We start from the raw sequence: 13,701 nt of genomic DNA on the forward strand, positions 1-13,701 counted from the left end.
CAAGGATCTCGAAGTGGTCCTCGGCGACGGACGGCGGTTCGGCGCCCGGGCCGGAACGCCACTCGTGCGGTGTCCCACGGCCCCTGCTGACGTCGCCTGCCCGGCCTGATGTCTCACCGGGCTCGGCGGGACGGACGGGGCCTGCCGCGCGTGGCTCAGGCGCGTGCGAGGTCCTCGAACGGGCCGGTGATCTCGACGGTGACGGGTACCGCACCGGACCGGGCGCCGGCGGGTGGGCGGCAGGAAAGATAGAGCCTGTCGCCCGCCGGGGACATGGACGGACCCGTGACCGTCCAGCCGTCCGGCATCCGGAGGAACGGCACCACCCGGTCCCCCGCGACGAGGACGATCTGTTCCTCGCCCCTGCCGCCGGGCCCTGCCTCCGGTTCCTCAGCCGTCGCGGAGCCCGGTCCGCACGACCGGGTGGGGGCGCCAGGAGCGCCGGGCGTGGGTGGAGTGCCGGTGGCGTCGGCGGTGCCGGGGGCGTGGGTGATGCCGGGGCTGCCAGGGGTGGTGGGGTCGTGGAGAACACGGAGACGCTCCGACCTGACGTCGTAGGCCCACACGCGGCCGTCGCCCTCGCTGACGAACCGCAACACGCCGTCGCGGTAGTGGCAGTCGCCGCCGCCCGCGAACCGCCGGGCACCCTTCACCTGGTCACGAACGGGCATGCGGGACGCGGCCGGGGACGGCACCGGCTCCCACCGGACGGTCTCGTCGCCGGGAGCTCCGGTCATCACGTCGAGGACGCCGGTGGTGAGATCGCCCCAGTCGCCGGGGCGGAACCGGTACAGGCACCCGTCCTGCTCCCCCTCGGTGAGGTAGACGAACCCCCGGTCGGGGTCGCAGACCATGCCCCCATGGGTGAACAGGCCCATCGCCAGCCGGGGCATCGGAGCGCGCAGGCCGTACGGGTCGCATTCGAAGACCGCGCCCTGGGGCGTCCGCTCGCCCGACAGCCAGGTGTCCCACGGGGTCACGGCGCCGGATCCGATCCGGTCGGCGCCGGACAGCACGCGATATCCGCCGCGCAGGCTCCCGTCCGGCGCGAACCGCAGCGCGGTCACTCCGCCGAGCAGCGGCAGCGCGCAGTTGGAGACGTAGATCCAGCCGTCACCGTCCGGGAAGCACCCGCCGCCGCCGGGCGCGGCGTGCCACACCACGCCGCCGGTACGCTCCCCCGACCACGCCACGATCCGGCAGGTGAAGCCCGGCGGGAGGGCACGCGGCAGGTGCCGGGCCAGCAGGTCGTCCGCGTCGCTCCGCTCGGGAGACTCGTTCCCGTCAGACCGGTCCGCGCGACCGGGAGCCCTCTTCCGGCGAGGCTCGGCCTGTCCGGGGCGGTCCGTGTGCCCGTGCGGGTTCCGCTCCCCCGGCGGCTCGTCCCGCTCGCCGTGGCCGACGCCTCCCGGCCCGTGTGGGTCGGCTCCGCCAGGGAGCGCCGTGCGCCAGAGCGATCCCGGCGACGCCGACACGGCCGCCGACAAGGAAGTACCCCGCACCGCTGACCCGCCTTCCTGACCTGCCCCTGGTCATGCCTCTGGTCACGCCTGTGGTCGCTCCGGTCCGCCCCGTACGGACGGTGCCGCTTCGCCTGCGGGCCGCCCGGGACGGCCGCCTTCTCACATGGACGCCTTCTCACGCTGCTGCCCGGACCGCCCTCGGCCCGAGGCCGCTCGCGCCCGCGCCGCCTGGCGCCGCCCGCTCCCCCTACCCCGTCCGGAACGCATCTGACCGGGTCTTTCTCTCCAGGACGGCGGGTCGCACACGTGGACGCCCAGTGGATCGGGAACACGTGAACGCCGAGGAAAGAGACATCTCTCATCGAGGCGAACGCTCCGCGAACCCTGGCGCCACACGCCGGGACGAGGCCTTCACCCCTGACGGGAACCTTTATCGGCGAGATGTTGACAGTGTCATCGTGACAGTGTCATCGTTGAGGCATGAGCGGGACCTGGACGATCGGTGAGCTGGCGGAGCGGGCGGCGGACCTGCTCGGATCCGAGCCGCGCGTCAACGGAAGGGTCCGGGAGGTGCCCAACGAACGGCTCATCCGCTGGTACACGACGATCGGCCTGCTCGACCCGCCCGCCGCCCGGCGCGGCAGGCTCGCCCTCTACGGCCGCCGCCACCTGCTTCAGCTCGTGGCCGTCAAGCGCCGCCAGGCGGAGGGGCTGTCCATCGCCGCCATCCAGGCCGAGCTCGCGGGCGCGACCGACGCCATGCTCCAGCGGATCGCCGGCCTTCCCGAGGTGCCTCACCCTCAGGGCGGCCCCGGTCTCGCCCTCGGCGAGCCGTCCCTGCCGGGAGCGACAGAGCCGGAACGGCCCTCGGCCGCCACGATCCCCGACGTGGCGCGGCCGACGGACCGGAAGCGGTTCTGGGCCCGGCCGGCCGGCTCCACCCACTTCGATCCGGCAGGCTCCGGCCCTGTGGGGGCCGGCCCCGGCGATCCCGTCCCGGTGCCGCGTCCCGGCGCGGCACCCGATTCCTTCGGCACGCCAGATCTGCGCACCGTCACAACGGCTTCCACCGGCGGACCGGCGGGGGACCTTCGGGGCGACGTCCTGTTCGGCGTCCGTCTCGCGCCTGGGGTGACGGTCCTGCTCGAATCGGCCCACCGTACGCCGGACGGCGACGAGGCGGCCGCGCTGCGCCGGGCCGCCGCTCCGCTCCTCGCGGCACTCGGCGCGCTCGGCCTGGCCGGGCCCTTCGAGGACGCCGAGACCACGACGCCCTGGGACTCAACGGATTCCGAGACACGCAAGGGGATGACGTCATGACCGTTCCCATCACACCTCTTCGGCCGGAGGAGTGCCTGCCCGAGCCGCATGCCGGGCTCGGCGCGCTCGAAACCGCGAAGGGCAACCTCCCTCTGGAGAGCGTCGACGTCACCGCGCGTCTCACCGGGCTGGTGGCCGGCGTCGAGGTCGTCCAGACCTTCCGCAACCCGTTCGACGTGTCGCTTGAGGCGACGTACGTCTTTCCGCTGCCGCCGCGAGCGGCGGTCACCGCCTTCCGCATGGAGGCGGACGACCGGGTGATCGACGGCGTGCTCAAGGAGCGCGGCCAGGCGCGGGCCGACTACGACCGCGCGCTCGCCGAGGGCAGGCGCGCGGCGATCGCCGAGGAGGACCGGCCCGACGTCTTCACGATCCGGGTCGGCAACATCGTCCCCCGGGAGCGCGTAATCGTCCGGCTCACGATGAGCCAGCCGCTCCCCTACGAGGACGGCGCGGCCGAGTTCCGCTTCCCGCTGGTCGTGGCGCCCCGCTACATACCGGGGGCTCCCCTGTCCGAGCCCGCCGCGGGCGACGGCGTCGCACCCGACACGGACGCTGTGCCCGACGCCTCCCGCATCTCACCGCCGGTCCTGCTGCCCGGGTTCCCGTCCCCGGTACGGCTGTCGCTCACGACGACCGTCGACTCCGCCGGGCTCGGCCTGCGGGAGGTCCGCTCCAGCCTGCACGAGGTCGAGCGAGAGGGCGACACCATCACCCTGCGGCCCGGCGAACGGCTCGACCGCGACTTCATCCTGCGCCTGGCGTTCGACGCCTCCTCGTCCCTCGCCCTCGTCCCGGACACCCTGTCCGGCGGTGTGCCGGACGCGCCGGGCGGCGCGCCGGAGCGCGTCCCCACCGGACCCGCCGGCCGCGAGCCGCGGGCAGGCGAGACGACGGCCGGAGGGGAGGCGGCCGGAGGGGAGGCGGCCGGAGGGGAGGCGGCCGGAGGGGAGGCGGGCGATGCCTCGGAAACCCCGGAGGGGACCTTCGTGCTCACCCTGCTGCCTCCGCCGGAGGACACGGCACGGTCCGCGCCCCGGGACGTCGTCCTGCTGCTCGACCGCTCGGGCAGCATGACCGGATGGAAGATGGTGGCGGCTCGCCGCGCCGCGGCCCGCATCGTCGACACGCTCACCCGGCACGACCGGTTCGCCGTGCTCTCGTTCGACTCCGTGGTCGAGCGCGCGTTCCCGGGTGGCCTGGTGGAGGGCACCGATCGCAACCGATACCGCGCCGTCGAACATCTCGCCCGGCTCGGCGCCCGGGGCGGCACCGAAATGCTCGCCCCCCTTGAGGAGGCCCTGCGCCTCCTGGGCGAGCGGGACGACGACCTCCCGGGCGAGCCCGCACGCGATCGGGTGCTCGTGCTGGTCACCGACGGCCAGGTGGGCAACGAGGACGAGATCCTCGAACGCGTCGGCCCCCGGCTGGGCGGCACCCGCGTCCACACCGTGGGCATCGACAGGGCGGTGAACGCGGGGTTCCTCGGCCGGCTGGCCCTGCTCGGCTCCGGCCGCTGTGAACTGGTCGAGTCGGAGGACCGTCTCGACGAGGCGATGGAGCACATCCACCGGCGGATCGGCTCGCCGCTGGTGACCGACGTCTCCGTGCGGGCCGAGGGCGTCGACCTGGTGCCGGGCACCGTCACGCACGCCGGTTCGCTCTACCCGGGGGTCCCGCTGGTCGTGACCGGGCGTTACCGGGGCGGGGCGGCAGGCGCTCTCACCGTGCACGGCCGCACGGCCGACGGGCGTACCTGGGAGGAGCGCGTCGAGGGCCGTCCCGCCCGGGACGGCGCGGCGCGGGCCGTGTGGGCGCGGGCGCATCTGCGCACCCTGGAAGACCGATACGCGGTGGGCGACCGCTCACTGGAGCAGCAGATCATCGACATCTCGCTCCGCTTCGGTGTGCTGTGCCGGTTCACCGCGTTCGTGGCCGTCGACACCCATGTGACCGGTGAAGGCGCTCCGGAGCATCGCGTCCTCCAGCCGGTCGAACCGCCGAGCGGGTGGGAGATACCCGCCGCGATGCCGATGATGGTGGCCGGAGCGCCGATGATGGCCAGGATGGCCTCCGTCACGAGCAGCGCGGAGGCCGCACCCGGCACGGCGGCGGACGCGCCCATCGGAGCGGTCTCCGGGGCTGCCGCGCCGAGCGCGCCCTTCGCCGCCGCACCACGCCCACCTCTGTCTCCGGCTCCGCCTCCGGCCCCGGGCGCACCGGGCGGCGGGGCGCGTCCGGCCCGAGGGTTCTCCGCCGGAGGCTTCCTGTCGCGTCGTGGCTCCGAGCCCGCGGCGCTGACGGACCTCGACGGCGTACGGCCCCTGCTGACCGAGGAGCTCACGAGACTGGGCCAGGCGGAGTCGCTGCCGGAGCGGGAGCGCCGGCGCTACCTGGCGGATCTCGCCAGCCGCCTGCGAGTCGTCGCCCAGATGGTGGGGAGTCACCCCGGCCTTCTCGCGCTGGCAGCCGACCTCGACAAGGCCGAGTGGGCCGAAAGCTCGCTCGACGACCTCTGGCGGCGGGCCGTCGATCTGCTGACCGCCCTGGTCGGCGGCTCCGGGCGGGGCGAGCACGGCGGCGGTCACGGCGAAGGCGAGCACGGCGCCGGTGACGGCGAGGGCAGGCACGGCTCCGCGACGGAGAGGGAGCGCCGGCGCCCCTTCTGGAAGCGGTCCTGACCTTTCCCCGCCTTCCGGGGCGCGTCGCCGTGAGCGTCTCGGGACGGACGGCTGTGGCCGGGACACCGGCGGAAACGCCGGGCCCGGCCACAGAGGGTCCGCTGCCGCTGTGAGCGAAGCCCTACGAGGGTTCAGGTAGGCGGATGACATCGGACGGCGGGGTGGGCACGGGACGCCGAGGCTCCCGCACCCCTCCCGCGTCGGGCCGATCGTCGCGTCCACCTGCGGGGACGCGAGACCGGCGGCGCAGCAACCGATTGACGAGCTCTTTAAGCCCCATACCTGGCGAACGTAGTAGATCCACGAGCGGTTCCGACAGAGAACCGGCGTCCGCTCCGGGCGAACCATCCCCTCCGGCCAGCTCACGGACCTGAAGCACGTAGGGTGCCGGTATGCATCCCGTGGTCCTCGACGGCGGTCTCGCGACCCATCTGGAGTCCCTCGGCTGCGATCTGAGCGACGACCTGTGGTCGGCCCGGCTGCTGGCCGACGATCCCGGCGTCATCCGCCGCGCGCATCTCGACTACTTCCGCGCCGGCGCCGACGTCGCCACCACGGCGAGCTATCAGGCCAGCGTCCCCGGGTTCGTACGGCACGGCATGTCGCCGCGGGAGGCCCGCGACCTCATCCGGCTGTCGGTGACGCTGGCCGTGCAGGCGAGGGACGAGGCCGGGCACGGGCTGGTCGCGGCGAGCGTGGGCCCCTACGGCGCCTACCTCGCCAACGGCGCCGAGTACACGGGCGACTACGACCTGGACGAGGACGGCCTGGTCGAGTGGCATCGCGAACGCTTCGGCATCCTCACCGGCGCCGGAGCCGACCTGCTGGCCTGCGAGACGATTCCCTCGGGGGCCGAGGCGCGGGCGCTGGCGCGGCTCCTGCGTGAGACGCCGTCCGTGCGCGCCTGGGTCGCCTTCTCCTGCCGGGACGGCGAGCACGTCAGCGACGGGACGCCCTTCGAGGAGTGCCGCGCGATCTTCGACGGGCTTCCCCAGGTGGTCGCCGTCGGCGTGAACTGCACCGCGCCACGGTTCGTGCCCGACCTGGTCAAGCGTGGCGCCACCGTCGTCTATCCGAACTCCGGCGAGCGGTGGGACGCCGTGAACCGCCGCTGGCTCGGCCTCGCCGACCCCGTGGAGTTCGGCAGGGCGGCCGCCGGATGGGTCTCGCTCGGCGCCCGTCATGTGGGCGGCTGCTGCCGCACCACTCCCGCCCACATCCGCGAGATCCGCTCCCACCTCACCTGACCGGCCCTGACCCGGGGCAGACCTCCTGAACCGCGAGGCCCACGCCCGGGCCGGCCCGAGCGGGCGCTGTCAGCCCATCTCGGCCTGGGCCTGGCCCTCGCCGCCCCGGGACGCCAGCGGGATCTCCTTGAGGAACAGGGCCACGACCAGCGCGGCGGCGACGAAGGGCAGGCTGGCGAGGAACACGTCGTCGATCGCGTTCGTGAAGGCGACCAGCACGTGTTCCTTGACCGGCTGCGGCAGCCGCTGGATCGCCTGCACGTTCTCGGCGTTCACCTGACCCGGAGGCATCCTGCCGCCGAACTCCGCGGCCAGGTGGTGGGCGAGCCGGCTGGTGAGGACCGCGCCCATGATCGCCGTACCGATGGCGGCGCCCATCATCCGGAAGAACGTCGCCGAGCTGGTCGCCACGCCCATGTCGGCCCGCTCCACCGCGTTCTGGATCGCGGTGACGACCGTCTGCATGGTGAACCCGAGCCCGGCGCCGAAGAGGTAGGCGTAGATCGCCACCTGCCAGTACGGCGAGTCCGCCCGGATCGTGGACAGCAGCCACAGTGCCACCAGGAGGACCGCCGCGCCGAGGATCGGGAAGACCTTGTAGCGCCCGGTCCGGCTCATCAGCTGGCCGGAGGTGATCGACGTGGAGAAGATGCCGACCACGGCGGGCAGCAGTGCCAGGCCCGACACGGTCGGCGACATGCCCTGCACCGCCTGCAGGTAGACCGGCAGGAAGATCATGCCGCCGAACATCGCGAGTCCCGCGAGGAAGTTGTAGCCGTTGCCCACACTGAAGACCGCGTTGCGGAACAGGCGCATCGGCAGGATCGGCTCGGGCGCCCGCAGCTCCACCAGCACGAACAGCGCCGCGAACGCCACGAAGGCGGCGAGCAGGGCCAGCGCGCCGGGGGCCGTCCAGCCGAGTTCGTTGCCCGCCCAGTCGAGGTAGAGCAGGAAGCACGACACGGCGGCCACGATCAGCGTCGCGCCGAGGTAGTCGACGCGGTGGCTGCGGCGCACGGTGGGCATCTTCAGCGCCACCGAGGTCACGACGAGCGAGACCACCCCGATCGGCAGGTTGATCCAGAAGATCCACCGCCAGCCCGGGCCGTCGGTGAAGAACCCGCCGAGCAGCGGCCCGGCCACGCTGGAGGTGCCCCAGACGGCGCCGAAGTATCCCTGGTAGCGCCCGCGCTCACGCGGCGGGATCACGTCGCCGATGATGCTGAACGCCAGCGACATCAGGCCGCCGCCGCCCAGGCCCTGCAGCGCGCGGAACGCGATGAGCTGGCCGATGTTCTGGCTCAGCCCGGCCAGGACCGAGCCGAGCAGGAAGATGCCGATCGCGGTCTGGAAGATCACCCGCCGGCCGTACAGGTCGGAGATCTTGCCCCACAGCGGGGTCGCCGCGGTCGAGGTGAGCAGGTAGGCGGTGACCACCCAGGAGAGCTTGTCGAGGCCGCCGAGCTCGCTGACGATGCGCGGCAGGGCGGTGCCGACGATGCTCTGGTCGAGCGCGGCCAGCAGCATCCCGGCGGCGACTCCGCACAGGACGATCAGGATCTGACGGTGGGGCAGGTATCCCGGTGCGGCCTGCTGCTCCTCGCGGACGCTCATGCCGCGCGCCCCCGCGGGCCGGACCCCCACGCGGTGGGTGACGTCGACGTGCGGCACCTGTGTGCTGGCTTGGGCATGCGCCTTCCGATCTGAACGTCTGGATCACGCGCGGCGGACATCGCCACGTTACCCGTCCAGTCCGGAAGTATTAGGAATTCTCGCGAGCCGCCCGTGTCATCTCGGTCTTCGCCGCCGCCGCGTACTTGTCGACGTACTCCTGGCCCGACAGCTCCATCAGCGCGTACATGATCTCGTCGGTGACGGCGCGGAGCACCAGGCGGTCGTTCTCCATGCCGTAGTAGCGGGAGAAGTCGAGCGGCTTGCCGTACCGCACGCCGGGACGGATGCCGAACCTCGGCACGGGCCGACCGGGGGGCATCATCTCGAACGTGTTGACCATCGCCCATGGGATCACCGGCGACCGGGACTCGAGCGCCAGCCGCGCCACGCCCGTCTTGCCCTTGTAGAGGCGGCCGTCGGGCGACCGGGTGCCCTCGGGGTAGATGCCGAGGACCTTGCCCTCGTTGAGGATGCGCAGCCCGGTGCGCAGCGCCGCCTCGCTCGCCTTGCCGCCCGAGCGGTCGATCGGCACGGTGCCGACGGCCGAGAAGAAGGCCCGGCTGAAGAGGCCCTTGATGCCGCTGCCGGTGAAGTACTCCGCCTTGCCGAGCGAGATGACCTTGCGGGGCAGGAACCCGGCCCCGAAGAAGTGGTCGGCGAACGACAGGTGGTTGCCGGCCAGGATGACCGGGCCCTCCTTCGGGACGTTCTCCACGCCCTCCGCCCAGGGGCGGAACACGAAGTGGAGGAGCGGCCAGAGGATGGCCTTCACCACCCAGTACAACACGCGGACTCCCTCGGCTCAGATGTGAAGTCATCTTCGCACGCCCAGCCCTCTCGCACTAACGCTGACCAACGTGCGAGTATCGGGCGGAACACGCCGCCGTCGGACGGAGGTCTCCCATGCCAGTGCTGCCCGGTGCGGAGCCGTACCACCACGACGGCGGCGAGATCGGCGTCCTCCTCTGCCACGGGTTCACCGGCTCGCCGCAGTCCCTGCGGCCGTGGGGCGAGCACCTGGCCCGGGCCGGGCTGACCGTCTCCCTGCCGCGCCTGCCCGGCCACGGCACGAGCTGGCAGGAGATGAGCCGCACGCGCTGGGAGGACTGGTACGCCGAGCTGGGCAAGGCGTTCGCCGACCTGCGCGGCCGGTGCTCGGACGTGTTCGTGGCGGGGCTGTCCCTCGGCGGCTGCATGGCGCTGCGCCTGGCCGAGGTCCACGGCGACTCCGTACGCGGGGTCGTGGTGGTCAACCCCTCGGTGGTCAGCGACGCGCCGCTGCTGCGGCTCGCCCCGGCGCTGAAGTACGTGATGCCCTCGGTCCCCGGCGTGGCGGGCGACATCAAGAAGGAGGGCATGACGGAGCTCGGCTACGCGCGCACCCCGGTGCGTGCCGCGGCCACGCTGCCCCAGCTGTGGAAGCTGGTCCAGCGGGACATCGGCGAGGTGACGCAGCCGCTGCTGGTGTTCCACAGCAGGGACGACCACGTCGTGAAGCCGGCGAGCGTGGCGTTCCTCCAGGCGAGGCTGGGGGACAATCTGGAGGTCAGGGAGCTGACGGACAGCTATCACGTCGCCACCCTCGACAACGACGCGCCCGCGATCTTCGAGGGGAGTCTGGAGTTCATCCGCTCCCATGCCTCGGTACCCTTGACGAAGGACCTGTGACCAGGGATCGACGTGACACCGCAAAGTGACGAGGACGAGGTCTGGCGCCAGATCGTCGCCTCGTTCAACGAAAAAGCCGAGGACGCCTCGGCCGATCAGCCATGGCCTGATCGCGAGAACGTGACCGAGGAGCCCCGCCCCGGCGCGGCCAACGGCTCCACCGCCACCGACCGTGACGGCGCCGACGACGGCGCCCGGGACACCGGCGGCGAGCGTGACGACGCCGCCGGCGAGGGCACGGACGAGCCGGACGGCCAGCCGGCCCCCGTCGCGGTGAGCGAGGACGACGACCACTACGTCCCGCCGCCCCCGCCGCCGCTCCCCCAGGCGGACGCGGTCACCCGGGCGTCGTGGCTGGCGCTGTTCGGCGGCCCGGCCTATCTGCTGCTGGCCGCCCTGCTCGACTGGCCCAGGGACGGCTGGATCGTGTTCGCCGCCGTGTCGGCCTTCATCGCGGGGTTCGTGGTCCTCGTCGTACGGATGGGCGACGGCCCGCCCACCGACTCCGGCTGGGACGACGGCGCGGTCGTCTGACCCGGCGCCCGCCTCTCGTCACGCCTGCCGCGCCTCACTGGGCGGCGAGGGCGTGCGGCGGGCCGAACCGCTCGACGAGGTCGGTGTAGCGCTCCTTGCCGTCCAGCACGTGGCCGACGGCCATGGTCAGCTCACCGGTGTGGGTGACCGCCTGCAACCGCACCTTGCGGTCCGCGCCGGACGTCTGGCCGCGCAGCCTGGTCCAGCGCGACCCGTCGTAGCGGAGCAGGAACCCGTCCGCCGCGTGGGCGGGGTCGTAGCCGGCGATCCAGAACACGCCCTCGCCGTCGCCGGTCACGCCGTACAGTTCGGCGTGCCGCTCCGGCGGCGTCACCCGCCTCCAGCGCCTGCCGTCCCAGTCGAGGACCAGCGGGGAGATCTTCCCGTCCCGGTAGACGCCGCCGATCGCGACCGCCCGCTTGCGGCTCTCCGCGTAGACGTCGCGCAGGAAGCCGCCCCTGATCCGCGGCAGGTCGGCCCGCTTCCACCCGCCGCCGGTCAGCCGCATGGCCAGGGGGCCGTCACCCGAGTCGCCCACCGCCCAGCCGTCCGACTTGCCCGCCAGGGCCACGCCGTAGAGGGCTCCCCCGGGCCCCTGGCCGGTCTTCCAGGCGGCCCCCTTGCCGGCGCCGCCGCTGCTCAGCAGGAACGCCTGGCCGTCGCGGCTGCCGACGGCGGCCACCCGGCCGGAGGACGCGGCGATCCCGCCGAGCCAGTCGCCCGTGCGCAGGCGGGGCACGCCGACCCGGTCGAACCCGTCGGCCGACCCCTTCGCGAGGTACGGCAGGCCGTCGTGCCCGTCGCCCACCACCCAGACCTCCCTGGGGGACGCGGCGGCGACCGACCGCAGGTGCCCGGCGCCGGTGGCGTCGCCCCTGATCGGCACCTCGCTCCAGGAGGAGCCGTCCCAGTGGGTGATGACTCCCCGGTTGCGCCAGAAGTCCCAGGCCTCCTGCTGGCCCACCGCCCAGACGTCCCCGGCTGAGAGGCCGGCGACGTCGGACAGCGAGGCGTCGGCCCTGAGGCGCCCGGTGGGGAGCCCCGGGCCCTGCGCGACCTCGTCTCCCGACGGGCCTCGCTCCGCCCGGGGGCGGGCGGTCCCTGTCTGCGCGTGCGCGACCGATGTGGCGCACGGGAGGAGTCCGGCCAGCAGACCGGCGGACAGCACACACAACGGCACCGCACGCCGGATGCGGCGTCGGGTCATGGAACAGATCGTAAGGGGAACGGCGCCCTCTCCGTCGCAGAGGTCGCGATTCCGAGCCCGGCGTGACGCCCGGCGTGACGCCCGGACCCGATCTCGGCGACCACCGGCCGGTGGTCGCTCGCGGCGGCCAGATCGCCGGAGGGCACGTCCGCCCCTCCGCAGGAGAGGACGGTCAGGCCCGGCCCCGCGAAGACCGCGTCGATGCGCACCCGGGGGTCGCGGGCCGGAAAGGTCCCGCCGCCCGGCGCCGCGCCGGTGGCCGTACGGGAACCCCCGGCCGCGGCGGCGAAGCAGTCGGCGTACCGGGCCGCGAGGAAGCGCCAGACCGGGGCGCCGGGAGGCTCGTTGAGGTCGCCCGCAAGCACGGGCGCGGCCCCGAACTCCCGGGCGGCGCCCTCCAGGATCGGCACGATCTCGGCAGCGTGGCTCAGCCGCGCCCCGGCCAGGAGGTCGAGGTGGACCGAGCACACGGCGTACCTGTCCCGGCCCTTCTCCACGACCGCCACGGCGACCGCGCGCCGTTCGAGGCCGGTGAACCACCGCAGGCGCCGCCCCTCGCCCCGCAGCAGCCGTACGGCCGGGGAGGTGAGGACGGCGGTGCCGTTCAGCCGGCTTCCGGCGGCCACGGACAGCCCGGCGGCGCGGGCGAGGGCGGCCAGGGAGACCGGGACGGCGCGGCTGAACACGGGCCGCCCGTGCCGCCGCGCCGGCAGGCGCGGCACCTCCTGCAGGCACAGCACGTCCGGCCGGAGGGCCCTGATCACCCGGGCCAGCGCCCTCCGGTCGTCCTTCAGCCCGCGGACGTTGTAGGTCGCGACCCGCAACACGCTCCCGCCCTCCCGGGCGGTGCCGTCGCCGGCCTCCGGCACGTCCTCAGCGGAGCCTGGCGAGGTCACCGGCCCCCACCAGACCGGCGGACGGTCCCATCTCGGCCACCCGGATGTCGGCGAGCGGACGGTGGCCCCGGCCGGTCAGCCGCGCGGCGAACTCGTCGCGGACCCGGTCGGCGAACAGGTCCGCGGCTCCGGAGACGCCCCCGCCGAGGATGAAGCACCCGGGGTCGAGGATCGCGGCCAGGTCCGCGAGGCCCTGCGCGAGCCAGTCGGCGAGCGACTCGAACGCGTCCAGCGCCGCGCGGTCGCCCAGGCGCGCCGCCTCGGTCACGTGCTCGCCCCGGACGCCCTCGACCGAGCCGCCGAGCCGCAGCAGGTGGGTGGCGGCGGCGGGGTCGGCCTCGGCGTTCGCCTTGGCCTCCGCCAGCAGCGAACTGCCACTGGCGTACCGCTCCCAGCACCCGTTGTTGCCGCAGCCGCAGGGACGTCCGCCGGGCACCGTCTGCATGTGGCCGAGCTCGGCGCCCATCCCCCACCGGCCGCGGTAGAGATCGCCGCCGAGCACGATGCCCCCGCCGATGCCCGTGCCCACGGTCACGCACACGACGTGGCTCTCGCCCCGGCCCGCGCCGAAGCGGTACTCGCCCCAGGCCATGGCGTTCGCGTCGTTCTCCACGACGACCGGCAGGCCGACCAGCTCGCCGACCTTCTTGCGCAGCGGCTCCTCCCGCCAGGCCAGGTTGGGGGCGAACCGGATGACCGACCGGGTCTCGTCGACGAACCCCGCCGCGCCGATGCCCACCGCCTCGACCTCGTGCCGCGCCGCGAGCTCGTTCACCACATCGGCGATCGTGAGCGCCATCTTCTCGGGGTCGCCCGCGGGGCTGTGCCGCAGGCCGCGTTCCAGGATGCCGCCGTTCTCGTCCACGACCCCGAACGCGATTTTGGTGCCGCCGACGTCCACGCCGATGGTCAGCGCCATGCTGTCGTCCTTCCGCCCGATCCGCTACGCCGCGCTGATTGAAGCCGATCGCGCAGGGTTGTGGCAATTCCGCCGACGCGTGCCGTTTACAG

General features: G+C 73.7%; 11 protein-coding genes. 5 read left to right on the forward strand and 6 right to left on the reverse strand.

Annotated elements, in window-relative coordinates; genetic code table 11:
* Window positions 1–155: 155 nt before the first annotated feature.
* Window positions 156–1,502, reverse strand: coding sequence for an alkaline phosphatase PhoX (locus HHX33_RS18980; protein WP_182875766.1), 1,347 nt, complete (start codon window positions 1,500–1,502; stop codon window positions 156–158).
* A 441-nt stretch (window positions 1,503–1,943) separates the two neighbouring features.
* Here HHX33_RS18980 and HHX33_RS36220 point away from each other — a divergent pair, with 441 nt between their 5' ends.
* From HHX33_RS36220 to mmuM, 3 genes are all read left to right on the forward strand, one after another.
* The gene (locus tag HHX33_RS36220; RefSeq protein WP_259402623.1) at window positions 1,944–2,783 is read left to right on the forward strand and encodes a helix-turn-helix domain-containing protein; all 840 of its coding nucleotides are present in this window, start codon (window positions 1,944–1,946) and stop codon (window positions 2,781–2,783) included.
* Window positions 2,780–5,464, forward strand: a complete 2,685-nt coding sequence (locus HHX33_RS18990) for a VIT domain-containing protein (RefSeq protein WP_259402624.1) — start codon at window positions 2,780–2,782, stop codon at window positions 5,462–5,464. The genes HHX33_RS36220 and HHX33_RS18990 overlap by 4 nt, the downstream gene beginning before the upstream one ends.
* A 392-nt stretch (window positions 5,465–5,856) precedes the next feature.
* Window positions 5,857–6,711: a homocysteine S-methyltransferase gene (gene mmuM, locus HHX33_RS18995; protein ID WP_182875767.1), complete on the forward strand. Its 855-nt coding sequence runs from the start codon at window positions 5,857–5,859 to the stop codon at window positions 6,709–6,711.
* Between the two features lie 69 nt (window positions 6,712–6,780).
* Here mmuM and HHX33_RS19000 read toward each other — a convergent pair whose 3' ends face one another.
* Both HHX33_RS19000 and HHX33_RS19005 read right to left on the reverse strand, forming a co-directional pair.
* Entirely contained in the window at window positions 6,781–8,325 is a 1,545-nt protein-coding gene (locus HHX33_RS19000) for an MDR family MFS transporter (RefSeq protein ID WP_182875768.1), read from the reverse strand.
* A 148-nt stretch (window positions 8,326–8,473) separates the two neighbouring features.
* A complete protein-coding gene (locus HHX33_RS19005) occupies window positions 8,474–9,172 on the reverse strand; it encodes a lysophospholipid acyltransferase family protein (protein WP_117409211.1) in 699 nt (232 codons plus the stop codon).
* Window positions 9,173–9,288: 116 nt separating this feature from the next.
* On the opposite strand from HHX33_RS19005, the gene HHX33_RS19010 reads away from it, so the two are divergent.
* Both HHX33_RS19010 and HHX33_RS19015 read left to right on the forward strand, forming a co-directional pair.
* Window positions 9,289–10,053: an alpha/beta hydrolase gene (locus HHX33_RS19010; protein ID WP_182875769.1), complete on the forward strand. Its 765-nt coding sequence runs from the start codon at window positions 9,289–9,291 to the stop codon at window positions 10,051–10,053.
* Window positions 10,054–10,065: 12 nt separating this feature from the next.
* Window positions 10,066–10,587: a hypothetical protein gene (locus HHX33_RS19015; protein WP_182875770.1), complete on the forward strand. Its 522-nt coding sequence runs from the start codon at window positions 10,066–10,068 to the stop codon at window positions 10,585–10,587.
* Between the two features lie 34 nt (window positions 10,588–10,621).
* Here the strand turns inward: HHX33_RS19015 and HHX33_RS19020 are convergent, their stop codons facing one another.
* Genes HHX33_RS19020 through HHX33_RS19030 form a run of 3 tightly spaced genes read right to left on the reverse strand, consistent with a single transcriptional unit; the run spans window position 10,622 to window position 13,609 of the window.
* Complete coding sequence (locus HHX33_RS19020) at window positions 10,622–11,794, reverse strand: hypothetical protein (RefSeq protein ID WP_182875771.1); 1,173 nt, start codon at window positions 11,792–11,794, stop codon at window positions 10,622–10,624.
* On the reverse strand, window positions 11,791–12,690 hold the full coding sequence (locus HHX33_RS19025) for an endonuclease/exonuclease/phosphatase family protein (protein ID WP_310741440.1): 900 nt from the start codon (window positions 12,688–12,690) through the stop codon (window positions 11,791–11,793). Before HHX33_RS19025 ends, HHX33_RS19020 begins: the two co-directional genes overlap by 4 nt.
* Complete coding sequence (locus HHX33_RS19030) at window positions 12,668–13,609, reverse strand: ROK family glucokinase (protein WP_117409207.1); 942 nt, start codon at window positions 13,607–13,609, stop codon at window positions 12,668–12,670. Before HHX33_RS19030 ends, HHX33_RS19025 begins: the two co-directional genes overlap by 23 nt.
* Between the last annotated feature and the right edge of the window lie 92 nt (window positions 13,610–13,701).

The organism is Microbispora sp. H10670 (genome assembly GCF_014161385.1).
Lineage (GTDB): Bacteria > Actinomycetota > Actinomycetes > Streptosporangiales > Streptosporangiaceae > Microbispora > Microbispora triticiradicis.

What these genes read in the sequence shown, in the direction of transcription:
- HHX33_RS19000 (WP_182875768.1), bottom strand. Translation starts at nt 8,325, where the DNA reads ATGAGCGTCCGCGAGGAGCAGCAGGCCGCACCGGGATACCTGCCCCAC.
- HHX33_RS19020 (WP_182875771.1), bottom strand. Translation starts at nt 11,794, where the DNA reads ATGACCCGACGCCGCATCCGGCGTGCGGTGCCGTTGTGTGTGCTGTCC.
- mmuM (WP_182875767.1), top strand. Translation starts at nt 5,857, where the DNA reads ATGCATCCCGTGGTCCTCGACGGCGGTCTCGCGACCCATCTGGAGTCC.
- HHX33_RS36220 (WP_259402623.1), top strand. Translation starts at nt 1,944, where the DNA reads ATGAGCGGGACCTGGACGATCGGTGAGCTGGCGGAGCGGGCGGCGGAC.
- HHX33_RS19030 (WP_117409207.1), bottom strand. Translation starts at nt 13,609, where the DNA reads ATGGCGCTGACCATCGGCGTGGACGTCGGCGGCACCAAAATCGCGTTC.
- HHX33_RS18990 (WP_259402624.1), top strand. Translation starts at nt 2,780, where the DNA reads ATGACCGTTCCCATCACACCTCTTCGGCCGGAGGAGTGCCTGCCCGAG.
- HHX33_RS19010 (WP_182875769.1), top strand. Translation starts at nt 9,289, where the DNA reads ATGCCAGTGCTGCCCGGTGCGGAGCCGTACCACCACGACGGCGGCGAG.